22 protein-coding genes and 2 pseudogenes are annotated in these 23,452 nt (G+C 41.6%); 15 read left to right on the forward strand and 9 right to left on the reverse strand.

Going from position 1 to position 23,452, the window contains the following annotated elements; translation table 11 throughout:
* Positions 1-161: 161 nt before the first annotated feature.
* From ACX27_RS22365 to ACX27_RS22375, 3 genes are all read right to left on the reverse strand, one after another.
* Entirely contained in the window at positions 162-449 is a 288-nt protein-coding gene (locus ACX27_RS22365; protein ID WP_062295646.1) for a hypothetical protein, read from the reverse strand.
* A 67-nt stretch (positions 450-516) separates the two neighbouring features.
* Complete coding sequence (gene bchI / locus ACX27_RS22370; protein ID WP_062295649.1) at positions 517-1,641, reverse strand: magnesium chelatase ATPase subunit I; 1,125 nt, start codon at positions 1,639-1,641, stop codon at positions 517-519.
* 161 nt (positions 1,642-1,802) lie between these two features.
* Positions 1,803-2,549 (reverse strand): Uma2 family endonuclease, encoded by a 747-nt coding sequence (locus ACX27_RS22375; RefSeq protein WP_062295650.1) that lies wholly within the window; start codon positions 2,547-2,549, stop codon positions 1,803-1,805.
* A gap of 101 nt (positions 2,550-2,650) precedes the next feature.
* Here ACX27_RS22375 and miaB point away from each other — a divergent pair, with 101 nt between their 5' ends.
* From miaB to ACX27_RS22400, 5 genes are all read left to right on the forward strand, one after another.
* Positions 2,651-4,015 carry a tRNA (N6-isopentenyl adenosine(37)-C2)-methylthiotransferase MiaB gene (miaB, locus tag ACX27_RS22380; protein ID WP_062295652.1) on the forward strand — a complete coding sequence of 455 codons (1,365 nt, stop codon included), beginning with the start codon at positions 2,651-2,653 and terminating at the stop codon, positions 4,013-4,015.
* Between the two features lie 40 nt (positions 4,016-4,055).
* On the forward strand, positions 4,056-4,337 hold the full coding sequence (locus ACX27_RS22385; RefSeq protein WP_062295654.1) for a BrnT family toxin: 282 nt from the start codon (positions 4,056-4,058) through the stop codon (positions 4,335-4,337).
* Entirely contained in the window at positions 4,318-4,560 is a 243-nt protein-coding gene (locus ACX27_RS22390) for a hypothetical protein (RefSeq protein ID WP_062295655.1), read from the forward strand. The genes ACX27_RS22385 and ACX27_RS22390 overlap by 20 nt, the downstream gene beginning before the upstream one ends.
* Before the next feature lie 218 nt (positions 4,561-4,778).
* Positions 4,779-5,651 carry a hypothetical protein gene (locus ACX27_RS22395; protein ID WP_062295657.1) on the forward strand — a complete coding sequence of 291 codons (873 nt, stop codon included), beginning with the start codon at positions 4,779-4,781 and terminating at the stop codon, positions 5,649-5,651.
* Between the two features lie 44 nt (positions 5,652-5,695).
* Positions 5,696-5,929, forward strand: coding sequence for a hypothetical protein (locus ACX27_RS22400; RefSeq protein WP_062295659.1), 234 nt, complete (start codon positions 5,696-5,698; stop codon positions 5,927-5,929).
* Between the two features lie 71 nt (positions 5,930-6,000).
* Here ACX27_RS22400 and ACX27_RS22405 read toward each other — a convergent pair whose 3' ends face one another.
* Positions 6,001-6,576, reverse strand: coding sequence for a cupin domain-containing protein (locus ACX27_RS22405; protein ID WP_235526327.1), 576 nt, complete (start codon positions 6,574-6,576; stop codon positions 6,001-6,003).
* 138 nt (positions 6,577-6,714) lie between these two features.
* On the opposite strand from ACX27_RS22405, the gene ACX27_RS22410 reads away from it, so the two are divergent.
* The 3 genes from ACX27_RS22410 to ACX27_RS22420 all read left to right on the forward strand — a co-directional run bounded on the left by ACX27_RS22410 (position 6,715) and on the right by ACX27_RS22420 (position 9,815).
* The gene (locus ACX27_RS22410) at positions 6,715-7,737 is read left to right on the forward strand and encodes an AraC family transcriptional regulator (protein WP_062295661.1); all 1,023 of its coding nucleotides are present in this window, start codon (positions 6,715-6,717) and stop codon (positions 7,735-7,737) included.
* 60 nt (positions 7,738-7,797) lie between these two features.
* Entirely contained in the window at positions 7,798-8,565 is a 768-nt protein-coding gene (locus ACX27_RS22415; RefSeq protein ID WP_062295663.1) for an RNA ligase family protein, read from the forward strand.
* 107 nt (positions 8,566-8,672) lie between these two features.
* On the forward strand, positions 8,673-9,815 hold the full coding sequence (locus ACX27_RS22420; protein WP_062295665.1) for a hypothetical protein: 1,143 nt from the start codon (positions 8,673-8,675) through the stop codon (positions 9,813-9,815).
* 23 nt (positions 9,816-9,838) lie between these two features.
* Here the strand turns inward: ACX27_RS22420 and ACX27_RS22425 are convergent, their stop codons facing one another.
* The gene (locus ACX27_RS22425) at positions 9,839-10,687 is read right to left on the reverse strand and encodes a lysophospholipid acyltransferase family protein (RefSeq protein ID WP_062295667.1); all 849 of its coding nucleotides are present in this window, start codon (positions 10,685-10,687) and stop codon (positions 9,839-9,841) included.
* 199 nt (positions 10,688-10,886) lie between these two features.
* Here ACX27_RS22425 and ACX27_RS22430 point away from each other — a divergent pair, with 199 nt between their 5' ends.
* From ACX27_RS22430 to ACX27_RS22455, 6 genes and pseudogenes are all read left to right on the forward strand, one after another.
* Positions 10,887-11,975 carry a D-alanine--D-alanine ligase family protein gene (locus ACX27_RS22430; protein WP_062295669.1) on the forward strand — a complete coding sequence of 363 codons (1,089 nt, stop codon included), beginning with the start codon at positions 10,887-10,889 and terminating at the stop codon, positions 11,973-11,975.
* A gap of 166 nt (positions 11,976-12,141) precedes the next feature.
* Positions 12,142-12,747, forward strand: a complete 606-nt coding sequence (locus ACX27_RS22435; RefSeq protein WP_062295671.1) for a hypothetical protein — start codon at positions 12,142-12,144, stop codon at positions 12,745-12,747.
* A 328-nt stretch (positions 12,748-13,075) separates the two neighbouring features.
* On the forward strand, positions 13,076-13,552 hold the full coding sequence (locus ACX27_RS22440; protein ID WP_062295672.1) for a hypothetical protein: 477 nt from the start codon (positions 13,076-13,078) through the stop codon (positions 13,550-13,552).
* Positions 13,553-13,754: 202 nt separating this feature from the next.
* Entirely contained in the window at positions 13,755-14,141 is a 387-nt protein-coding gene (locus ACX27_RS22445; RefSeq protein WP_062295673.1) for an endonuclease domain-containing protein, read from the forward strand.
* 294 nt (positions 14,142-14,435) lie between these two features.
* Positions 14,436-14,702, forward strand: coding sequence for a hypothetical protein (locus tag ACX27_RS22450; RefSeq protein WP_144427512.1), 267 nt, complete (start codon positions 14,436-14,438; stop codon positions 14,700-14,702).
* An 81-nt stretch (positions 14,703-14,783) separates the two neighbouring features.
* Positions 14,784-17,775 (forward strand): annotated as a pseudogene (locus ACX27_RS22455) (HEAT repeat domain-containing protein).
* Between the two features lie 355 nt (positions 17,776-18,130).
* Here ACX27_RS22455 and ACX27_RS22460 read toward each other — a convergent pair.
* The gene (locus ACX27_RS22460; RefSeq protein WP_062295676.1) at positions 18,131-19,588 is read right to left on the reverse strand and encodes a glycoside hydrolase family 13 protein; all 1,458 of its coding nucleotides are present in this window, start codon (positions 19,586-19,588) and stop codon (positions 18,131-18,133) included.
* Positions 19,589-19,818: 230 nt separating this feature from the next.
* Between ACX27_RS22460 and ACX27_RS22465 the strand changes: the two genes are divergently transcribed.
* Complete coding sequence (locus ACX27_RS22465; RefSeq protein ID WP_062295677.1) at positions 19,819-21,372, forward strand: cation:proton antiporter; 1,554 nt, start codon at positions 19,819-19,821, stop codon at positions 21,370-21,372.
* A gap of 184 nt (positions 21,373-21,556) precedes the next feature.
* Here the strand turns inward: ACX27_RS22465 and ACX27_RS22470 are convergent.
* The 3 genes and pseudogenes from ACX27_RS22470 to ACX27_RS22480 all read right to left on the reverse strand — a co-directional run bounded on the left by ACX27_RS22470 (position 21,557) and on the right by ACX27_RS22480 (position 23,419).
* Positions 21,557-22,097, reverse strand: a pseudogene (locus ACX27_RS22470) (DUF3124 domain-containing protein).
* A 5-nt stretch (positions 22,098-22,102) separates the two neighbouring features.
* The gene (locus ACX27_RS22475) at positions 22,103-22,780 is read right to left on the reverse strand and encodes a potassium channel family protein (protein WP_062295678.1); all 678 of its coding nucleotides are present in this window, start codon (positions 22,778-22,780) and stop codon (positions 22,103-22,105) included.
* Between the two features lie 114 nt (positions 22,781-22,894).
* Positions 22,895-23,419, reverse strand: a complete 525-nt coding sequence (locus tag ACX27_RS22480) for a hypothetical protein (protein WP_062298507.1) — start codon at positions 23,417-23,419, stop codon at positions 22,895-22,897.
* Between the last annotated feature and the right edge of the window lie 33 nt (positions 23,420-23,452).

Here is a 23,452-nt window from a genome sequence, read left to right on the forward strand (position 1 = left end):
TCCAATCGAAAAAGTATCCTATCTGTCAGGGATAAGGGAGGGGAGACAAGGAGGATAAAGGAGACAAGGGAGGTTTGGAGTACTGCTGATGCAGAAAATGTATTGATGTTGCGATTAATGCTATTTACGATCTGGCAAAATCTTCTAAGAAAGTAAAATATTTAGAGAAAATCAAAGAAACCGTAGAGGCTGATTAACAGTAATAATAAGGCAGTGAGGCGAGAAACTTGGGCTTCTGGTGAGGGTGCGATCGCTTCTCGGACTAACATAGAAATAGCTGCTCCAATGGCATAACTCAAGCATAAGAGCATATAAGGTAGTTCTTGGGTAAACCCCCAAATACCGAGCAGTAATAACGTCAGCAATAGCATGACAAACTCGATAAATCGGGCTGGTTCGTATTGACTAGACAGAAACACACTGTTGAACCAAAAGCGCCAAAATCTCATACTCAATCAAGCAAATAAATTTCAGGGCGCAGTACTACACGCCCCTACTTTTTATTTTCGGGCAAAACTAGCGCACACCCGTTTTAATTTGTCCTGTGCCGTTTTTCTTTGCAGAATCTTCTTCTGGCAACTCTACGCCAAAAACGCGAGCAAAAGCTTTTTCCACTTTGTAGCCAGAATCAATCGATTCTAGAGGATCTTTCCGCAACCTGTGACGCAAGCACAAAGTAATCACGCGGCGGATATCATCAAGGGTGACTTCGGTGCGTCCTTCAAAGGCGGCTATGGCTTTGGCTGCACGGTTGGTAACAATGTCACCCCGTAAACCATCCACATCTAACTCTGAACAAACTTCAGAAATTTTCACCCGCAAATCATACTCAATTTTCACCTCTGGTAACAGCTTTTGAGCATTGACTACTTTTTGTTGTAGAGCTTCTTGCTCAGTTTTATGCTGCTCTAAAAATGCTGGCGGGTTTTGGTCAAATTCCGAGCGTTGTTCGACAATTTGCACCCGCAATGCTGGTTCTTTGACTGTGTGAATTTCGGCGTGCATTCCAAAACGGTCGAGTAGCTGGGGACGTAATTCACCTTCTTCCGGGTTTCCCGAACCAACAAGCACAAACCGCGCTGGGTGACGGATGGAAATACCTTCCCGTTCTACGGTGTTCCAGCCACTAGCTGCCGAGTCGAGTAACACGTCTACGAGGTGGTCATCAAGCAAGTTGACCTCATCCACGTAGAGAATACCACGGTTAGCTTTCGCCAGCAGTCCTGGTTCAAAAGCTTTCACACCCTCAGACAAAGCTTTCTCGATGTCGATAGTACCGCATACCCGGTCTTCTGTAGCGCCCAAAGGCAGGTCTACCATTTGCACCTTTCTATGGTCTACAGGAACATCTCCACCTTGTGCTACTGTTTGGCGGACTTCATCGCTCATCAAGTCGGGGTCGCTGGGGTGACTATTGAAGGGGTCATTAGCAACTACAGGGATTTCTGGCAACAAATCCGCTAACGCCCGGATAGTAGTTGTCTTGCCGGTACCGCGATCGCCCATAATCATGACACCACCGATTTTGGGATCAATCACGTTCAACAGCAGCGCCAGTTTCATTTCTTCCTGGCCCACAATTGCCGTAAATGGAAATACCACGCGACGCGCACTTGCCGTGGATTGAGCAGTTGGAGTCACTAAATTACCTTAATAATTTTTTTTATTACAGTTCTTTATTGTGCCACAGTTGGGGGCGGGGGGAATAGGGAATTGAGAGTGGGGAGTTAGGGGCAGGGGAGAAAGAGTTTTTCTGATTCGCCGGATATAATATTAGGCTGATGGAATTACTCTGTGTTTGACTAATTTGGTAATTGGTCAGGGTCTATTCCTAATGCTCTTAATTGTGCAGCTAATTGTTCAGCCCTTTGTTCTGCCGTTTGGGCGCGTTCTTCGGCAATTAAGGCACGTTGTTCAGCAGCTTGAGCGCGTTCTGCACCTGTAGGCAAAACATTTCCGTCAATATCACACCAACGCAGCCAAATATCTTGTTTACCCTCAAACACACCTTCCCAGAGAGTTAAACCTAAACCAACTTCTGCTAACCAACTCGTGTCCATTTCAACATAATGTCTAACTGCTAACTGATAAGTGCGTAGTATCTCATTTCCTAAAAGTTGCAGTGGGTCAAAAACAGCGTAATAACCTACAGCCATTCGGGCATAGTCCTGCAACTTACTACCTAATTCATTCCCTTCGCGGTTAGAAACAATTTCAATTACGACATCAGGGGCTTTCCCAAACTCCCAGGTAAAATAAGTACGATTTTTCTTTTCCCGCCAGTCGTCTGGCATAGTCACATCCAAGCTCAAGAAGACATCTGGGACTAAAGGTGGTAAACCAATACTATAGAAAACTCCTACATTAGCAGCTACAATAAATCTTTCGGAACCTGTGGGATGATTCCAAGAGGTGTATAAAACTTCGGTTAACAAACGCTGTTGTTTTTCTGAGCGAAAGTTATCCACAGGTGTATCATCTTCAATAACGATGTGGCTGATGTCTGGTGCGGGAGCTAGGTTTTCTGATGATACAGCTTCTTGAACCATATAAAGCGATCGCCTCCTCCATCAGTTAGTCTTTTCTATACTTTAATAGAATAGAAACAGAAACCAAGCATATTTAATCACGCTAATTAAGCACAATTCCCATGACCACTTCTAAACGCCGCTATCACATTACTACCTTCGGTTGCCAAATGAATAAAGCCGACTCAGAGCGCATGGCTGGCATTTTAGAAGACATGGGCTTTGAGTTTTCCGAAGATCCCAATAATGCAGATGTAATTCTCTACAATACTTGCACCATTCGAGATAACGCCGAACAAAAGGTATACTCTTATCTCGGCAGACAAGCCAAGCGCAAACACGAACAACCAGATTTAACATTAGTCGTTGCTGGTTGCGTCGCTCAACAAGAAGGCGAAGCACTACTACGCCGCGTCCCAGAATTAGATTTAGTTATGGGGCCACAACACGCCAACCGCTTAAAAGATTTGCTGGAATCAGTGTTTGGCGGTAATCAAGTTGTGGCCACTGAACCAGTCCATATTATGGAAGACATCACCCAGCCGCGCCGGGATAGTAAAGTTACGGCTTGGGTGAATGTGATTTATGGTTGTAACGAACGCTGTACTTATTGTGTAGTTCCAAACGTGCGTGGTGTAGAACAGTCCCGCACCCCCGAAGCCATCCGCGCCGAAATGGAAGAATTAGGCAGACAAGGTTACAAGGAAGTAACTTTACTCGGTCAAAATATTGACGCTTACGGTCGAGATTTACCAGGAGTCACACCAGAAGGACGACATCTGCACACCTTTACAGATTTACTTTATTACGTCCATGATGTGCCGGGAGTGGAACGCTTAAGATTTGCTACCAGTCACCCCCGTTATTTCACAGAAAGATTAATTCAAGCTTGTGCGGAATTACCCAAGGTATGCGAACACTTCCACATTCCGTTTCAGTCTGGGGATAACGATGTCTTAAAAGCGATGTCACGGGGTTACACCCACGAAAAATATCGCCGCATCATTGATACAATTCGCAAGTATATGCCGGATGCGTCAATTAGTGCAGATGCGATTGTTGGCTTCCCCGGTGAGACAGAAGCACAGTTTGAGAATACTTTGAAACTGGTTGAAGATATTGGTTTTGACCAATTAAATACAGCCGCCTATTCTCCGCGTCCGGGGACACCTGCGGCATTGTGGTCAAATCAACTGAGTGAAGAGGTAAAAAGCGATCGCCTACAAAGATTAAATCATTTAGTGGCAATTAAAGCCGCCGAGCGATCGCAGCGTTATTTTGGTCGCATCGAAGAAGTATTAGTTGAAGACCAAAACCCCAAAGACAAAACTCAAGTTATGGGACGCACAGGTGGTAATCGTCTCACATTTTTTACAGGCGATATTAATGAATTAAAAGGGCAATTGGTGAAAGTTAAAATTACCGAAATTCGTGCTTTTAGCTTGACAGGTGAACCCATAGAAGTGCGGCAAGCTTTGACAGTTTAATTAGGTGATGTTTTAATTAAAGATTCGATATTATTGGGATATGGAGTTCGAGTGGGATGAGTCTAAAGCTGCTACGAATTTAAAGAAACACGGAGTCAGCTTTGAAGAAGCTAAAACTGTTTTTGATAATCCGTTAGCTGTTATCTTTAATGATCAAACGCACTCTTCTATAAATGAGCAGCGAGAAATCATTATTGGTCACTCCAGACAAAATCGTTTACTGCTGATTTCATTCACCGAGCGTTCCAATAATATTCGTATCATTAGCGCCCGTTTAGCAACTCGAAAGGAATGTGAAAATTATGAACGAAACACCTTTTGAAGAATCACAAAATTCTGATGACGAACTTTTGGCTGAGTACAACTTTGATTACCAGAAAGCAAAACCAAACCGTTTTGCTAACCGTAGTGGAACACAAAGCCTAACAGTTGTAGTTTTGGATGAAGATGTAGCAAAAGTTTTCCAAACTCCTGAATCAGTTAACAAAGTTCTACGAGCATTAATTGAGTCAATGCCTCAAACACCCAAGAGCGAAACAGCTTAACATTTGTTACAGAAAACAACTTGTTAAGCATTAGGCTGCTACAGATGTATTTTTTGCTGCGGTCATTAATTTTCTTTTATATAAATTAGAGTACACTAACTGTTATTAAAGGTTTTGTCAGGCTTTCTTTAATGCTTGCTGAGTGACTCTTATCACAAATTATTATTTTTTCCAGGTTATACTCAGCAGTAAAGTGATTATTCATTAAGGAAAATAGGGTGTTTGGGTATATTCTTCAAGAGACTTCAGAGTCATATAAAAAACATATACTGACTATAGATGGAGTTTCTATAGATCAAGAAAAGGCTTGTGTTTATGAACATGATGGTGTACTTGAAGCTCGGATATATAGTGTAGATTTATATGAAAAAATTATATCATTGTGTTCCGAAGAACTTCTTCATTTATTCAGTGAGTTCAGATTTGACTACCCTTTCTCTTGGGAAAGCGGTTTTGAAAGTTTTTCTATAGAAGATATTACCGTAACTCGCACTGATGAAAATATTTTCAAATTTATCTTTGGATTTGGATTTATAATCGGAAATTGGAAGCAACTTTGGAGTATGCCTGAACATGGCGAAGAATTCATATCAGTTCTCAATTATAAATGTTTAACGGGTTATGAATGGGAAAGATGGTATGACGAACATATTTTAGGTGGTTTTGCAGTATCTTTTAAGATTAAAAACCCAAGTCTTCCTATTCAAACTGAACTTGAAGAAATATTATCAGTTTTAGAACAAATTCATGAGAAAACTATAACAAACCTTACTCTTAAGGCACAATCCAATGCTGTTGTAGTTAAGTTTAATTTTCCTGATGAAGTCAAAGTTGCTTGTGAACAATATTTACTATATTTTGTTCAATTTTTACATGATATTGGGATAGAAGCTACTGCTGAACTCAAAGAACAAGCTGAAAGTATTCTGTTTTCTGTCATTCCTAAGAATAAAGAAGAAGCTCTGGAAAATATTAAAATTGCTTTAGGTATTTACTTACGTTTACCTACTAATCCAACTTTAAATACACTAACATTTCCAGAACATAATATTGAAGTACAGCGTTTAGTTGCTAACATCTACCATTTGTAGGGTCAGCTAACGCTGGCAAGTGCAGTAATACAACAGAAAGTCAATTGATTCAACAACAACAATCTTTAATTCAACAGCAATTGCTTTCAGGTCAAATTCTTGTTGAATCAATGCAAGAGAATAAAGAGCAAAAAGAAGATAAAGAATCTATTGTCGGTGATGTATTATCTATCAAAAAATTTAATTGGGAGTTTATTGAGCTTGATCTCCCAACTTTACTAAGGCATTTGAAAAAGACTTTTAAACGAAAAAAAATCAGATTAGCTGAATCTATATAAAGTGAGAGATGTGTAAGTTTTAAGGGACATTTAGCCAAACATCCCTTTGCTTATAACTAGATGAGATCGCTTTATTTAACATCTTTATTCCAGTATTTCACAAGCGATCGCTCAACACTCATCAAATCACCCAGGCGCACTAACACATTAACTAACAGTGTTTGCACCACTCGCGGAATACCGACAAGAACTATATCGGCTTTTTTCAACAACAAGGCAAAGTACAGTAAATTAGTGGGCATTCCTTCGTGGTTAACTTTGCCATCAATAGCTAAACCATACATTGAGCGGATAAACTGCTCAAATCCAGCAGCAGGTTTATTTTCACTGGTAAACGCCACCCAATCATCAGAAGGGTTATGGAAACTGTGATGCACACCTGCGGGAACGTGCAGACTTTCTCCTGCATACAGAGTCCGGCGATTTCCCTTGTGTCCAAACTCCATTTCTAGACAACCCTGGAGAACGGTAAAGGTTTCGCTCATTTCGGTGTGGTAGTGTAGCGGACTACCTTTAGCTTTTGGCGGTAAATCAAAGCGGATTTTGCTATATGCTTCACCCGTTTCTAAGATAGTCATGCGATCGCCAGTCACAGGATTTACAATTACTTCTGGCTGTTGTTGTGTAGTTAACATTGATGTATTCATGTGCAGAACTCTTTGTATGGTGCGGTTTGACTACACTTCAACAATAAATTTTCTACTCAATTCTGAATTGACAAGTCCCGCCAAGAAATTGACCAATCACGCCATTTCTGACATTCTCTTATTCAGCACTCTTTACCTATGAAGGAAGCAACTTTTTCTGTTTACCTCACGCGAGGTATTGTGCAGTTTGCTGCTGCGAAATACGGAGTTGATGCAAATAGCTTGTGTAAAGATGTGGGAATTGACCCGATTTTGCTGAAAATGCCAGACCAGCAAATTGCGGGAAGCTTACACAGTGCTTTATGGCGAGAGGTTATCAAGCGCACTGGTGATGAAAACTTTGCTTTACATCTGGGTAAAGCCTTTAATTTGGCAACTTTTGGGATTGTGGGTTATGTACTAGTCAACTGTCAAACCTTTGGGGAAGCTTTAGAAAAGTTTTCTCGCTACACACGCCTATTCAGCCAGGGAGCATATATTCATTTTACGGTTGCTGATGGTTTAGTATTTTGTGACTGCGACATTGTACAAGAATTAAAAAATTACTTGTTAGAACAGCCGCAATATGCTGTTGAAAGTACGTTTAGCTCACTGTTAACCGCCACAAAATTTTTGACAGGAAAGCAACTTTACCCGCATACAGTTTGGTTTCAATATCCGCGTCCTGTTGATACTTCAGAATATGAACGCATATTTCAAACAGGCTTACACTTTTCTATGCCAACAAATCGCATTATCTTTGATGCTAATTGCTTGAATTGGGCAGTGTTATCAGCCAACTCAAACTTACTTTTGATGTTTGAACAACATGCCCAAACAATGCTCGATGCGATGAATCAAGAAGATAATTACACTAGAAAAGTTGTACAAGAGATTTTACAACAACTCAAAGCTAATCTCCCCACTATAGAAACTGTGGCGCGGAATTTAGCCATCAGTATTCGTCAGTTGCAGCGAGAATTACAAACTGAAGGTACATCTTATCAAGAACTTTTAGATAATACTCGCAAAGAATTAGCTCTACGACATTTAAAAAATCCCGCTACACCAATTCAGGATGTGGCATTTTTATTAGGTTTTTCGGAACCGAGTGCCTTTCACCGTGCTTTTAAAAAATGGACGGGGCAAACTCCGAGAAATTATCGCTTATCCTATTGTTGACATCAAGTGCGATCGCCCAATCAATATACTACAATTGTATTTTAAAACTACAAGTATTGTATGAGTGACGATTTTTCATTACGGAGTTGTGACTTAGATAAACTCAACTCGATGACTAAATATCCCAGCATTCCGACTTATCACACACTGGGAGACAAAGGCGTATTGTTGGAAGAAACCGTCATTTTTGATGGTGAGGTAATTTTGACGGAAAAAGTCGATGGCACAAACTCGCGGATAATTTTGCTCCCTGATGGGAACTTTGTTTTAGGCAGTCGAGAAGAGCTTTTATTTGCCAAAGGTGACTTGATTGGTAATCCTGCACTGGGAATAGTCAACTCACTCAAAGATGTGGCTGATTCTTTACCGCCATCTCAGGATTATATCACTGTGGTTTATCTGGAATTGTACGGTGGTAAGATTACCTCTGCGAGTAAACAATATACCGCCGAACAAAGAGTTGGCTGGCGGCTATTTGATATCGCTGTTCTGACAGAGATTGAAACATTATTTGCCAAGTCTACCAAGCAACTTTCTGCGTGGCGAGACAATGGGGAGCAATTGTTTTTAGATGAAGCACAACTGAACCAAACAGCGAAAGATTACAGACTTGAACTCACGCCGCGACTAGCAAAAGTTCCAGTTTTACCAACTAGCATCAAAGAAACCCACGAATTTCTTTTAGAAATTCTACCAAAAACCAATGTAGCCTTAGATGCAGGTGCGAAGGGTAGAGCCGAGGGTATTGTAGCAAGAACTATTTCGCGGAGTGCGATCGCTAAATTGCGTTTTGAAGATTACGAACGTCATGCTAAACGCCGTAATTAAGAAAAACTTAGACAAGTCAAAAGTGACCCAGTAGATTTCTACTAGAAAAAGCTGAGTTTTTTATATTACAATCTCTGCTGGGATACACATAAAAATTTTAACCAAAAATGACAATTATCAAATCATTGCGAAAACGCAATCTTTATCGTTTTGATCCTTTTGCATATTTATTACTAGAGAAATTTCAACTTTCTCCCTTGGTGTTTGGGCTATTAGGCATTTTGATTGGTAGTAGCATTTATTTAATTACTGCTTGGATCAGCAATACATTGTGGTTACCAAAGGGTCAAATAGGACTACTACAAGATATATTTCCTTGGATATGGTTATTATTCATTAACCCAGTTGTTCTAGGCTATTATTTATGGAGTTTTCAGGCTATAGATGCTGTAATTTCTGAACTCGAAGAATCTGATGTTTTAGAAATTGACGAATCAGAAATTCAAGCAATTAATCAAATTTCGTTCAATGCTTATAAACCTAAATGGCGGTTTTTTTTAGCTCTTAGTAGTGGGATTATTTTTAGTTTTTTTGTTTTTGGTACACGCTTCAAATTACAAAATAGTTGGACAAGTTCACATCCTCTACCAATTTTAATTGTTAGTATCTCTACCTTGTGCTTGGTTTATTTAGGTAGTATTTTAGTGATTAATCTGATTACGAATATCTGGATACTACACAGTATTCTCAAAAGAGCATTAGCCAAAAAACAATTTAACGTTAACCCTCTACATCCTGACCGTTGTGGTGGACTTCGTTCTCTGAGTGATTATGCAATTAAAACTGCATATTTAGCTGCCGTTTTAGGTCTGATGGTTGGTTTTATTGAGTACCAGTTTATCACGCGAGGCACTGGACAAAATTTATGGTTTGTTCACTTAGTTGTTCCATTAGATATTTTATTATCTATTGTCTGTTTCTTCGGCCCTTTAGTAGCTGCTCACAGAGGTATGAAGAAAGCAAAAGAAGAACTTCTGCATGACATTGCCAGGCAGTTTCAAGCTGATTATGGCCAGATTCATGCCAGTCTGACTGGTGATGCCGAAGCTCTAAAACAGGGTACGGAAAAAATTAAGAATCTACGAGCTTTTTACTCTTTAACTGACAAATTTCCAGTTTGGCCTTTTGATGTTCAGACTTTTCGTCAATTCTTGCTAACTGTTTCTGCACCACTGCTGCCTCTTGTAATTGGTATCATTCAGAAATTGATCCCAATACTGCTTAAGAAATGGGGCATTAATTTTAGTTAGAAGTTTATTTGTGGTACAGGGAATCAAGGTTTTTCGGTGAGCAAGACTAGCTGATCTAATTGATACTGCATTTTACTCACTACTAATTCGTAGCATTCATCAACGTAATTGCGATCGCTTGCTGCTTCCCTACCATAACGTTCAAAGATAATTGGTGGACAAATTTGTGTATGAATAGATACTGGGAAGGGAATATTCGGCAGTGGGCCAATTGCTAACCCCCAAGGCCAACCCAAGTAAATAGGAAACACCACCGGATCAATATTCAATAACCAAGGCATTCCCCATTCATGAAATTGGTTGACAATTTTGTAGATATCCGCCAACACAATTAAGGTGTCATGCGCTCCCGTAGAAATCACTGGTACAATCGGTACATTTTCCCGCAGTGCCAGTTTAATAAATCCTTGTCTGCCAGCAAAATAAATTTTATTTCTTAAATAATGGGGTCGAAATACATCCTCTGCACCGCCGGGATAAACCAGCACACTTGCACCAGAACGCAAAGCTGAGTATGCCATTTTAGGATGAGCCATAATTGCTCCCATTTTGGCAGCTAGTTGCGCTAAAGGTGGTGCAACTTCCCAAACTCTGGGGTGCATTAAACCATATACTGGTTGTTCTACACCAAAACGTTGGAACCAGTCGTACATCATCATCAGCATATCCGGGGCTGAGAGTCCGCCGTTATGAGAACCGACAAACAGGACTTTTTGCTGTGGTGAGATGTGATGCCACCCGCTTGTTTGCACGCGAAAATAGTAACGATAGAAAAAGCCCAATAAAGGCATCATCGATTTGATGAACTGTGGATCTCGCTCATCCAAAGACCAACCGAGTTTTTTTTCCAAGGTATGTCGCTTTTGTAACATTCAAAAATCTTAACAGTATTTGTAAAAGTCTGATCACGGCCTTTTATGCGGCTGTTTGGGGTTGTAAAACAAACATACCTAAATATGGGGTGATTTTAGCTCATCCATAGTGGCAGAAAATTTATTAGTCAAAGGAAAATATAGCAACTTCGACAGGGTGTGATACGCTATCTGCGATAGGAGTGTAGAGGTACAGAACATGACTAAGCTCAAGGTGGGATTGTTATTTGGCGGACGTTCTGGCGAACATGAAGTGTCGATTAGTTCAGCAAGAGCGATCGCTAAAGCCTTAAATGCAGAACAAAATGCTAATAAGTACGAAATCCTGCCTTTCTACATTCAAAAAGATGGACGTTGGTTAGCTGGGGACGCGCCACAACAAGTATTAGGTTCTGGTAAGGCTTTACTAGAATCGGAAAATTCCCCAAACTCTCAAACCCAAACCCTAGAACGTTGGCAATTTCCTTCCCAAGTTGCAGAAGTGGATGTGTGGTTTCCCATTCTCCACGGCCCCAACGGGGAAGACGGTACAATTCAAGGTTTGCTGACATTGATGCAAGTCCCCTTTGTGGGTTCTGGGGTGCTAGGTTCAGCACTGGGGATGGATAAGATTGCGATGAAAATGGCATTTGAGCAAGCCGGCTTACCCCAAGTTAAATATAAAGCATTAACCAGAGCGCAAATTTGGTCAAATCCTTGCGTTTTCCCTAAACTCTGCGATGAAATAGAAGCCACATTGGGCTATCCTTGCTTTGTCAAACCTGCTAACTTGGGTTCATCAGTAGGTATTGCCAAAGTGCGATCGCGCTCAGAATTAGAAACTGCACTAGACCAAGCTGCTAGTTATGACCGCCGCATCATTGTAGAAGCCGGAGTAGTCGCCAGAGAAGTAGAATGTGCTGTATTAGGTAACGACCAACCCCAAGCTTCAGTTATTGGCGAAATCACCTTTGATAGCGACTTTTATGACTACGAAACTAAATACACCGAAGGTAGAGCCGACTTAGTCATTCCGGCATCACTTCCAGATGATATCAGCCGTAAAATTCAAGATATGGCATTACAAGCTTTTGCGGCGGTTGATGCAGCAGGGTTATCCAGAGTAGATTTTTTCTATGTAGAAGCGACTGGGGAAATCTTAATCAACGAAATTAATACCTTACCGGGTTTTACTGCTACTAGTATGTATCCTCAACTTTGGTCGCATAGCGGCGTAGCTTTTCCCGAATTGGTAGATAGATTAGTACAACTAGCTTTAGAAAGACATTCGCCTGCAAGTGCTGAGTGAATCAGTTCGTCATTAGTCATTTGTTCTTTTTTAAAGAAAAGATGAGATTTAGTGGCTAACGACGAAGACAAGAGCTAGTTTATGCCAAAATCTGGCTATGGATACTTGATAACTTACACCTTAAGTATAATCATGGGTCTGAACGGGTATACATCTCAAAGTGATCATGGAAAATCGTCAAAATTTCAACCATGAGCCAACCCAACTGATAGAACCCAATCTAGAATTACCTAAGACTAAATTGGGTTCCAACGGTCGCTCAAACATGCTGATGGCTTTACTCACACAGCATCCACTGGTGTTGTTATGTGGAGTTTTTACAATGTTTGTGGGTACGGCTGCTGTGGCATTTTATAGCCTCAGTCATGTGGATCATACAAAACAAGCAGAATCAGAACCCATCCCAGTGATTGTAGAAGAGCCAATTACGATGGAACATAGCAATCCTCTACCTTTGTGGATGGTAATGGCGATCGCGCTCAGTTGTGGTAGTGGTTGCTATCTAATTTTTCGCTTGTTTAACCCAAGCCAAGCACAGAAACTTCCTAAATCTACCTCTAGCCGTCCCAAGGCTTTAAAACCAATTTCGCAAACATCCCGGAATTTACCAGTATTTGCACCTTTGCAACCACTCAAAGTCAAAAGCAAAACCTTGGTTGAAGTTCTACCATCAGCACAACAATACCGCCTCGGTAAAGGTAAAGAATCACTCGCAGACTTGATGGATATTCGCAAGGAAAATTCATTGTCAGCACTTTTACAAAAGTATTAATGTTGCCGTAATACAAAAACTTTTGAAATACAACTTTTAAACCAAGAAGGGTACAGCATTGCTATACCCTTCTTAGCTTGCTATCAAAGTTTCTTCGTTTCATACTTCAACTATTTTGTTATAAGTAAGTCGATGGGAAAAAACCTAACTATGTTACGAAAGATTAACTAAGCTAAAAGCCTCTTTACTCCTGCCTTCTGCCTCCTGCCTCCTGCCTTATCCTGACGATAAATATTCACGACGACCTACTTAGAGTATTGCTATGTTTTTTGATTGATTGCATGTACCAGTGGGAATCATAACAAAAATTCCCTACGGTAAAGATAAAATGGCTTACCAAAACATCACCGCCTCCCTTTCCCCAGAAGATATCCAAGAAATTAAAGCCGCCTTTGCAACCATTCAAGCAAAGTTGCCTTTTCTTGTAACCCTGAGTACCGAAGAACGACGTAGCTTATTTAAAATGGGCGATAAAAGACTATCTTTTGTCAACACTAGCCTAATTGCTGCCCAGTCAAACCGCGATATTTTACCAGCCAGCTTTGATTTAGATGAATTTGTTAGGGATTATCAATTAGCTACCAACCTTACCGAACTGTTAATTGGACTGCGACAACTCACAGAACAAGTAGATGATACCTTAATGGCAGTTGGTAGCGAAGCCATGAGCAGCAGTTTAACGGTTTATGATTACGTCAAGACTGCGGCTAAGAAAACTCCAGGGTTAAAAACCATTGCTGAACAGATGGGCGAAAAGTTTAAAGCTATTAAAAGTAAACCTGCTAAACCTGCATCTGATTCTTAAAGGATTTTTTAAAAGTCTTTAGAGATGTAGCCAAACATTTTAGATCCCCCCTTAAAAAGGGGGGCTAAGGGGGATCTAAATGCTAGTAAACAACTTGATAAGTCTTGTGTGTACACCGTAGCTTTTAAGGGGAATCAAAATGATGACTTTAATTTCATTTCACACATTTTCAAGGAGTTGAAAGATATAAACTGTCTGAAAGATGACGAACAACCTTAACAGTAGCGATTTCCATTTACCTTACAATACAAAGCTTGTAGAAAGAGCAAAAGAACTTCGCAAAAACATGACTCCAGCAGAAAAAAAGCTGTGGTGTGATTATTTAAGGGCTTTCCAATTTCGGGTTTTAAGGCAACGACCAATTCATCATTTTATAGTTGACTTCTACTGTCCTAATTTGCAAGTAGTAATTGAAATTGATGGGGATAGCCATTTTACAGATGAAGGTCAAGACTATGACAGAGAAAGAACAAGAATTTTAGAAGGGTATTGTTTAAAAATTATTAGGTTTACAAATAGTCAAGTTTTAAATCACTTTGAGAGCGTGTGTGAGCAGATACAGGGTTTGATCCCCCCTAGCCCCCCTTAAAAAGGGGGGAATAAGATTCAAAGTCCCCCTTTTTAAGGGGGATTTAGGGGGATCGAATAACTTGTATATACACGGCGGCTGAAAAAGGGGGAATAGGATTCAAAGTCCCTTGTTTGAACAGCTAGGTACTGTTTTCAAACTCTCTGATCCCCCCAACCCCCCTTCAAAAGGGGGGCTAAGAGTTTCTCAAAGTCCCCCTTTTAAAGGGGGATTTAGGGGGATCGAAATGTTTGGTTATCAACAAATGGGCTTTTAAAACAGCCTCTGAATTTGGAAAACGAGATGTAGATTGTAGTGAATGAACTTCCGAGGTTAGTGGATGACCCTCTGAACATTAGCGATGAACCTTTGAGATTAGCAAATGAACCTCTGAACATTAGCGATGAACCTTTGAGATTAGCAAATGAACCTCAAAGCATTGGCGATGAACCTCCGAGGTTAGCGAATGAACTTCTGAGCTTTGCCAATGAACCTCTGAACATTAGCAATGAACCTCTGAGCTTTGCCAATGAGCCTCAGAGCTTCTTTAATGAACTTTTAATCATCATGAGTAAGTATTAAAGTGTTTCAATCAGGAATTACATATTGCAAGGCTGATATTATACCGATAGCCGCGTGTAATCTGCTGCCTTGCCCCAAATTATGCTCACTACACCCCGCCACGCTCAGAAGCTTTCGCTGTTTTTCCTTTTCTGCTTCACCTTACTGTTAACTCTCTGCCTCTCCCTGCCTTGGGTAAGTGCGAAAGAAAAGCCCAAACCCAAGCCGGAAGCATGGCAGATTAACGGCATAGTAGCCACCCTTGATGATGGACATGACCAAGTTAAAAGATATGCTTTAGACCAATTAGTTAAATATGACCTCAAAGATTTAAGATTGACAGTTGACAAACCACGGGACATTACACAAAAAGCTGCCAAACTCCTCAAGGATAAATCCGTTAACAGTTATGTTCGTTCCGGTGCAGCAGTGGGATTGGGAAATCTGGGCGATGCTGCCCAACCCTACGTCAAAAACATCGCTGATATCCTCAAGGATAAATCCGTTAACAGTTATGTTCGTTCTGGTGCAGCAGTGGGATTGGGAAATCTGGGCGATGCTGCCAAACCCTACGTCAAAGACATCCTCGAATTCCTCAAGGATAATTCCGTTGACAGTAGTGTTCGTTCCGGTGCAGCAGTGGGATTGGGAAATCTGGGCGATGCTGCCAAACCCTACGTCAAAGATATCGCTGATATCCTCAAGGATAAATCCGTTGACAGTGATGTTCGTTCCGGTGCAGCATTGGCATTGGGAAATCTGGGCAATGCTGCCAAACCCTACGTCCAAARACATCGCTGATATCCTCAAGGATAAATCCGTTAACAGTGATGTTCGTTACGATGCAGCAGTGGGATTGGGAAATCTGGGCGATGCTGCCAAACCCTACGTCAAAGATATCGCTGACATCCTCAAGGATAAATCCGTTGACTCATGGGTTCGTAGAGGTGCAGCATTGGGATTGGGAAATCTGGGCGATGCTGCCAAACCCTATATCAAAGATATCGCTGACATCCTCAAGGATAAATCCGTTAACAGTAATGTTCGTTCCGGTGCAGCAGAGGCATTGGGAAATCTGGGCGATGCTGCCAAACCCTACGTCAAAGATATCCTCGACTTCCTTAAGGATCAATCCGTTGACAGTTTTTTTCGTTACGGTGCAGCATTGGCATTGGGAAATCTGGGCGATGCTGCCAAACCCTACGTCAAAGACATCCTCGACTTCCTCAAGGATCAATCCGTTAACAGTTATGTTCGTTACGATGTAGCAGTGGGATTGGGAAAGATAGAACAACTCAACCTGAATAATATTGTTGTAATTCTGGATAGCGTCTATTACGCAGGTCAATCGGAATTTGAAAAGTGGCGGTTTTTAACTTATTTCCTAAGTGGTGGTACAGATGAAGTCAAAACCTTGCTCACATGGCTGGGGTTTCCTAAAAAAATTCCTGCGTCATTAAGCTACGAGCAAGGGGTAAAAACTCTCACAATTTTCGCCCAAGCTTGGGAACCCAGCCAAGATTTAACAAGATTACGAGAAGACTTAGCCAAGCAAATCGCCGCAGTCGCCAGAAAAGTCTCTTGGCAACCGCAAGATATTGGAATTTTAGAAACGCACTACCACAACCTCAAAAACGCCAACTATAGCGAAGCTGACTCACTGCAATCAGTCATAGTTAACCTCAAAGGTTGGCAGTGGTTTTTCAACGCCAGAATCACCATCCTCACTCACGCCGCCTTTTGGCTTGCCCTCATCTTCGCCTACCCCAAATTCCCCCAAGTCCAAGCCATCTTCTTCTGGAACCCTTGGGTACGCCGCATCTTAGGCGTGGGCTACGTCGGCTTTCTCCTCACCTGGGTTCCCTTTTTCCGCCGCAAATTATTTGAACCCTTCAAGCCTTCCCTCCTCGCCGATGCTGGGTTAGATAATTTTCATGACCAATCATACTTCCCCCAGTCGCAAGTCAAGGTTCCTTCAGGCGACATCTTCCCAGTTACCGCCGCCCTCCCCAAAATTCACGGACAAGTTATCTTACAAGGTGATTCCGGCTTGGGCAAGTCGATGTTTCTCCGCCATCTGCTGACAAACTCCCAGCGCATTGTTGTTTATCTCCCCGCCCAAAAATGCCATAAGGGTGTAATTGAAGCCATTCAAGACAAGCTACACGGCCAAGCCCAAGATGCGGACTTCCTGAAAAACCTGATTTACAGTGGTGCAATTGACATCTGCATTGATGGACTCAACGAAGTCACCGCCGAAACACGCGCCAAAATCTGCCAGTTTGTGGAAAGCTACTTCCGGGGCAACATTATTATGACTACTCAGCCCCTAGAGTGGACACCACCCTCCACCGCCAAAACCTATTACTTGCAACCCCTGGAACAAAGCCAAATTCAAGAGTTTCTCCTTTCCCGTCAGCCGCGACTGCCCAAAGATGCCACAGTCCAAGGTCAAGATTATGAGATAGCCTGCATCGATTACTTAAAAGAAGTCCTCACCACCCAGCAACCCCAAGAAGAATTAAACGCCGCCCGCCGCATTCTCTCCAACCCAATGGATTTAACTGTAGTGGCGTTGATGTTATCCCAAGGCAAACATCCCAACTTATTCCGCCTGCAAGAACAGCAATATAATTTGATGGCAGCAGAATACCTCAAAGAATGGAATCAAGAATTTCCTTTGAAGAAATTCGCCGCCGCCGTCTATGAAATGCGAATGCAAGACAAACAAGCCTTACCCGCTGATGAATTTTTCCAAGTTGTGAAATCTTTAGAAGACGAGAAATACAAAATGGTCGTCAGCCGTCAATGGCAAGATGAAAAAGGGGAAGCCAAGCAAGAATGGTATTTCCGCCACGATAAAATCATGGACTTTTTCTTAGTGCAGAACTTCCTGGGCAACAGCGATGAAGCGGAAGTACTGTTAGTTGATAGAATGGGCGACCCCCGTTTTCGTGGCGTGTATTTCTTGTTAGCCACCTTGTTACCGTTAGATGCAGCCAAGGAACTGCGGGAGAAGTTGATTCAATACGCGGCGGATACTAAAGACAATACGGTGAGTAATACCTTTGTGCAGTTGTTACGGACTAGGTAAACATATAAGCTATTCAGCACCTAATTTGCAGTGTAGACCGCAGGCTACCGTGTACACACAAGTTATCTGATCCCCCTAAATCCACGCCACTTGCTTCAACGGGGGGAACCCCCGCAACGCAGTGGCTCCCCTTCAGAAGGGGGACTTGAAGAAAATTCCCCCCTTAAAAAGGGGAGTTATACCATTTCACGAAAAATTTGATACAGATGTAAACCCTAAAAGCTTTGCTGTATCTAAGTTTTTTAATTGCGAATTGCGAATTGCGTTAGCGCAGCGGTAGCGAGTCCGCGAGCGTCATTGTGAATTGGTATTAGGGGAAGCTGGGAGGGAGAGGTCTGTCAAATTCACGTTATATTTAAGCCAAAATGCAACCTTGGCGGGGAGAAACTGTGAGACAAAGTTGTTTTGTTTCTCCTGTGTTATTCCACTCAAATTCTGCATAGCCAAATAGCAGCTTGCTGGGTTGAGTTTGCAAACTAGCAATATCTATGCTGGCTTTGACTGATGCTGTACCAGTGTTCACTGCAATGATTAATTCTTCTGTGTCTAATGTGCGGGCAAAAATGTATAGTGTTCCTTGGGCGTAGAGAACTTGATAGTCGCCTGTACGCAAAGCTGGGTAAGTATGGCGAATTTCTATTAATTGGCGATGAGTTTGCAGAATTTCTTGATCCCAATTCGCTTCTAAAGGAAAGCCGCGTCGAGAGTCGGGATCGATCGCACCCGGTAAACCCACTTCATCACCATAATATATACTGGGCGCACCAGGAAAGGTGAGTAACAGTAAAGTTGATAACTCTATACTGGCTTTATCGCCACCAGCAATGCTCATTAAACGTGCGGTATCGTGACTAGCAAGTAAGTTGAGTTGCGTTAGCTGAATTTCCCAAGGATATAGTTGCAATAGTTCTTGGATTTTAGTGGCGTATTCCGCCGCAAATAAAGGTGGATAAGGTTGATAATCGCGGCTTTGGACTTGTTCTAAGACTACGCGATCGCCTGCGGTAAAAGCAATTGTCGGCCCAGCAAATAAATAATTCATCACGCCGTCAAATTGCGTTCCATCTAACCACTGACTGGAGTCTCCCCACACTTCCCCCACAATATAAGCTTCGGGGTTAATGGCTTTGACTCGCTCTCGAAATTCTTGCCAAAAACCAGGAGTTTTAATTTCAAACGGCACATCCAACCGCCAGCCATCAATGCCAAATTTAATCCAATATTCGGCAATCTCCATAATATATTCCCTAACTTCTGGGTTGTCATGGTTAAACACTGGCAAAGCCCGATTATCTGCCCAACCCTCATAATTAGCCGGAAACTCACCATTATAAGGAGACAGTGGCCAGCCGTGAACTTTAAACCAATTTACCCAAGGCGAATAAGGGCCATTTTCTAAAACATCGTGAAAAAAGAAAAACCCACGACTGGAATGATTAAACACCCCATCCAAAACCACTTTTATATTCCGTTGATGGGCAGCCTCTAGCAATTCTTTAAAGGCTTCATTTCCTCCCAACAAAGGATCAACTTGATAATAATCATGGGTGTGGTAACGGTGATTACTCGCAGATTGAAAAATCGGCGTGAAATAAATCGCGTTAATTCCTAAACCTTGGATATAGTCTAATTCCTCCATAATGCCCCACAAATCACCGCCTTTATAACCTTGGAGTGTCGGCATTGCTTCCCAGTCTTCCCAACGGGCTTCGTGTAACAATCGTTTACGCGGCTGTTTGCTTCTGGCAAAGCGGTCTGGAAAAATTTGGTAGAAGACAGCGTGCTTAACCCAGTCTGGTGTTTGAATCTGCATAAGTAATTATTTCTACTTTCAGGAGAGATTGTGACAAATATTTCTCCATTTATGACTCTCACCTATGATGGAAAAATACCAAAGATTTTAATTGTTAATTTTAGATTTGAAATTTTTTTTAGATTGCTGTAGATCAGATGATTCAATTTAATATCTAAAGTTAGTTGACAGTGGTATTATCTTTTTGCAACTTTTCTCTATGACATTTAAATAAATTTTTCGTATTCACAGTGAATGTTACTGAATTAGTTAAAATTTCCATTATTCTCTTACTAGTTGCCACTGGTGTAGCTTTAGTATCCCGTCGATTGCGCGTTCCTTATGTCACGGGTTTGGTGCTGGCGGGTTTGCCGATAACTGAATTATTATCCTACCGCATTGGTTTAGACCCTGCTTTGGTTTTGAATTTGTTTTTGCCAATTCTGATTTTTGAAGCGGGGATCAATACAGATGTTAGTCGTTTACGCAGCACTTTTAAACCAATTGCCCTGTTAGCTTTACCTGGGGCTGTCATTTCTAGTGGAATTATTGCTGTAGTGTTAAAACTAGGGCTGGGATTAGCTTGGATACCAGCTTTACTTGTCGGTGTGATTTTGGCAAACACAGACACCGTTTCGATGATTGCGGTGTTTAAGGAAATACCCGTACCTTCTCGACTGTCTACAATTGTTGAAGGCGAAACTTTATTCAACGATGCGGCGGCGTTAGTTTCATTCAACCTGATTTCGCAAGTATATTCCACAGGCTCAATCACGTTATTAGAAGGAATCCAACAACTGCTATTTATTTCTTTAGGTGGTTGCGTTGTTGGTTTAGTATTAGGCTATTTGAGCATACCTGTATTCGCTCGTTTAGATGATCCTCTGAGTAGTCTGTTACTAACGGTTGCAATTGCATTAGGTACTTTTCAAGTCGGGCAGTTTCTCGGCGTGTCAGGTGCAGTGGCGGTGGTTGTCGCTGGCTTAATTTTCGGGAATCTGGGACTTTCGCGCAATACTTCGGCTTCCAGTCGCATCACTTTATTGAGTTTCTGGGAATATGCCAGTTTTACGGTGAATACGTTTATTTTTCTGTTGATTGGTTTAGAAATCAACTTAGCCACATTTTGGAAAACCTTACCTGCCGTTTTACTGGCTGTTTTAGCTTATCAAGCTGGGCGAATATTAACAGTGTATCCACTACTGGCAACGGTTCGTTGGTTTGACCGCCCGATTCCTCTGCGTTGGCAACATTTACTTTTTTTAGGCAACATCAAAGGCTCACTCTCAATGGCTTTGGCTTTGAGTTTACCTATTGGTTTACCGGGTAGAGATGTTTTAATAGCTTTAGTTTTTGGCAGTGTGCTGGTGTCGTTAGTCGGACAAGGTTTAAGCTTGCCTTGGCTAGTCAAACGCTTAAAATTATCGAAATTCTCTGCAACTCAGCAGCAAGTTGAAGAATTACAAGCCCAACTGATGACAGGGAAAGCCGCCCAGGATGAATTGGACAGTTTGTTGAAAACAGGGGTATTACCAAAATCAGTTTACGAGGAAATGCGATCGGCTTATCAAGTCAGAGTGGCTGGTGCGGAAAAATCTTTGAGAGATTTGTACAATCGCCGTGTTGATAATTCAGATAGCAAAAATAATGATTTAAGCAAATTGGATGCAATTCGTCGTCGTTTATTATTAGCAGAAAAAGGCGTTCTGAGTGAAGCACTACGCAAGCGCATTCTTTCGGAAGAAATTGTGCAGGTGCGGATACAATCTATTGATGAACAATTGCTGCAACTTGATGATGATTAAATAGGGTAGGAGGCAGGGGGCAGGGAAAAAATGTTTACTCAGAGGATGTTTTAAAAGTCTTATTGTTGGTAGCCAAACATTTTAGATCCCCCCAACCCCCTGAAAAAGGGATTTAGGGGGATCTGTAAGTGCCGATAAACACAACAAACCACTTTTACAACAACCTCTCAGCACTCAGCACTCATCACTTTTTATTTTTGATAACTTTCCCAGGACTAATAAAGGAAATACCTTGCTGAAAGTCTGTACCAATCATCACTGCTTCAACTATCGGCTCAGATGTTTTTTTTTGATGATACCCACTCGACAATAAAATTTGCCCCGACACCGCCTCGGCTATCATTGCGATTCACAAAAAATTCTGTAGAAGCCAGGGCATTTAGTTGAATTGGTTTTTCTAAATATTGCTCGATTAATTTGCCAGTGGAATCATAATAGCGCACAGAAGTAATAATTATAGGATTATCCAAATCTGTATTCCGAATACTGAGTGTAGCTGCTAAATTAAAAATTTCTTGGCGATTGTGATGATAAATTTCGGAATAGATGGGAACATAAATAGTTTGACCCATTGCTATTTTAAAATTCGGTTCTAAATTCACTATTTTGTATGTTTGATTAGTTGGGTTTGGTTTAGGTTGTGAATTTAGGGAATTTTCGGATGCTTGACAAGCAGATAGGAAAATCACTGCGATCGCTAAAATAATCTGTAAATAAAATTTCATGAAAATTACTGGCAACCTTCGATAAAATCGATGACTTGATGTAAAGAACCTGGCTTAGTTACAATCAACACAGTCGAACCTGCTTCAAGGACTGTACTACCATTCGGAATCATCAAATCTTCGTGGGGATGAGGTTGATAGCCAATAATCAAAGAGCCAGTCGGAAATCGAGCATCTTGAGCAATTTCAGCCACGCTGCGATTCACTACATAGCAATTATTGGGAATCGCCAGTTTTAACACTTCAATCTGTCCCTGCTCAAAGTGCATCATTGATTCTACTTGGGGATATTCAATGGCATTTACCATTGTGGAAACTGATAGTTCAACGGTGCTGATAACATGATTCGCTCCTGCTAAACGTAGCGGTTCTGCAAAATCACCATGACGTAGCCGACTCAAAATATGCGGTACACCATAATGTTTCGCTAAAGTCACCATCGCCAAGTTCAAAGCATCACTTCTCAAGACTGCTACTAAGGCATCTGCTTTGCGAATTCCTGCTTCTAACAACACTTCTGTACTGACAGCACTACCTTCAAACGCCATTGCCCCTACTTGTTCACGGGCATAACGGCAAGCATTCGGGTCAATATCAATGACAGCAACCGTATGTCCTAGTTCTACTAATTTTTGAGCCAAAGAAAGCCCTACTAATCCTGCTCCACCCACTAGCACGTACATGGCTACTCCTGATACTCAAAAACTCTCTACTTTACAGATTAACAAGAAAGTACTGAGTGCTGAGTAAACATGCTAGTTACTCTTTCATACTTGGCTCGCGCTACTTAAACTTTTTCAATTCTCTGGCACATCAACCACACGCCACTCCTGAATACCCCAACGTTGCAGAATTGGTGCAGCATGACGAATATCTGCTTCTGTGCTTTCTATTGTGACCAAATAATTGCCTTGGTATACTTGCTCATGATAAAGTTGCGCTGCTTCTTCCGGCAAAAACCAACCCCGGAGCGCACCAATAATTCCACCTGCGGCTGCACTAGCACCACTGCCTAAAAGTGTTGCTAAAGCAGACTCGACAGCTAAAGCTGGGCCAAACCCAGGAATGAGTAAAATCCCAAAACCTGCAACCAATGTCAATAAACCTGCTGTTCTGGCACTTGCTAATGCACCTATAGTTGCACCTTCAGATTGAGTCAGATGATTTTGCGGTGTATGATGATCCTCCAGTTCAGGCTTGCGAGTAATGACAGAAATTTTATTCATCGAAAAGCCAGTATTTCTTAACTCGTCGATCGCTTGTAGTAGAATTTGGCGATCGCTAAATATACCAATAGCATGTTGCCGTTTACCTGAAGCCATTTTGCCTCCCCAAAATCTTGATGAATCTTCAAG

Origin of the sequence: Nostoc piscinale CENA21, from assembly GCF_001298445.1 — a bacterium.
GTDB lineage: Bacteria > Cyanobacteriota > Cyanobacteriia > Cyanobacteriales > Nostocaceae > Nostoc_B > Nostoc_B piscinale_A.

Excerpts from the sequence above, each read along its gene's own strand:
- ACX27_RS22365 (WP_062295646.1), bottom strand. The coding sequence starts at position 449 with ATGAGATTTTGGCGCTTTTGGTTCAACAGTGTGTTTCTGTCTAGTCAA.
- ACX27_RS22375 (WP_062295650.1), bottom strand. The coding sequence starts at position 2,549 with ATGGTTCAAGAAGCTGTATCATCAGAAAACCTAGCTCCCGCACCAGAC.
- miaB (WP_062295652.1), top strand. The coding sequence starts at position 2,651 with ATGACCACTTCTAAACGCCGCTATCACATTACTACCTTCGGTTGCCAA.
- ACX27_RS22385 (WP_062295654.1), top strand. The coding sequence starts at position 4,056 with ATGGAGTTCGAGTGGGATGAGTCTAAAGCTGCTACGAATTTAAAGAAA.
- ACX27_RS22390 (WP_062295655.1), top strand. The coding sequence starts at position 4,318 with ATGAACGAAACACCTTTTGAAGAATCACAAAATTCTGATGACGAACTT.
- ACX27_RS22405 (WP_235526327.1), bottom strand. The coding sequence starts at position 6,576 with ATGAATACATCAATGTTAACTACACAACAACAGCCAGAAGTAATTGTA.
- ACX27_RS22410 (WP_062295661.1), top strand. The coding sequence starts at position 6,715 with ATGAAGGAAGCAACTTTTTCTGTTTACCTCACGCGAGGTATTGTGCAG.
- ACX27_RS22415 (WP_062295663.1), top strand. The coding sequence starts at position 7,798 with ATGAGTGACGATTTTTCATTACGGAGTTGTGACTTAGATAAACTCAAC.
- ACX27_RS22420 (WP_062295665.1), top strand. The coding sequence starts at position 8,673 with ATGACAATTATCAAATCATTGCGAAAACGCAATCTTTATCGTTTTGAT.
- ACX27_RS22425 (WP_062295667.1), bottom strand. The coding sequence starts at position 10,687 with ATGTTACAAAAGCGACATACCTTGGAAAAAAAACTCGGTTGGTCTTTG.
- ACX27_RS22430 (WP_062295669.1), top strand. The coding sequence starts at position 10,887 with ATGACTAAGCTCAAGGTGGGATTGTTATTTGGCGGACGTTCTGGCGAA.
- ACX27_RS22435 (WP_062295671.1), top strand. The coding sequence starts at position 12,142 with ATGGAAAATCGTCAAAATTTCAACCATGAGCCAACCCAACTGATAGAA.
- ACX27_RS22440 (WP_062295672.1), top strand. The coding sequence starts at position 13,076 with ATGGCTTACCAAAACATCACCGCCTCCCTTTCCCCAGAAGATATCCAA.
- ACX27_RS22445 (WP_062295673.1), top strand. The coding sequence starts at position 13,755 with ATGACGAACAACCTTAACAGTAGCGATTTCCATTTACCTTACAATACA.
- ACX27_RS22460 (WP_062295676.1), bottom strand. The coding sequence starts at position 19,588 with ATGCAGATTCAAACACCAGACTGGGTTAAGCACGCTGTCTTCTACCAA.
- ACX27_RS22475 (WP_062295678.1), bottom strand. The coding sequence starts at position 22,780 with ATGTACGTGCTAGTGGGTGGAGCAGGATTAGTAGGGCTTTCTTTGGCT.
- ACX27_RS22480 (WP_062298507.1), bottom strand. The coding sequence starts at position 23,419 with ATGGCTTCAGGTAAACGGCAACATGCTATTGGTATATTTAGCGATCGC.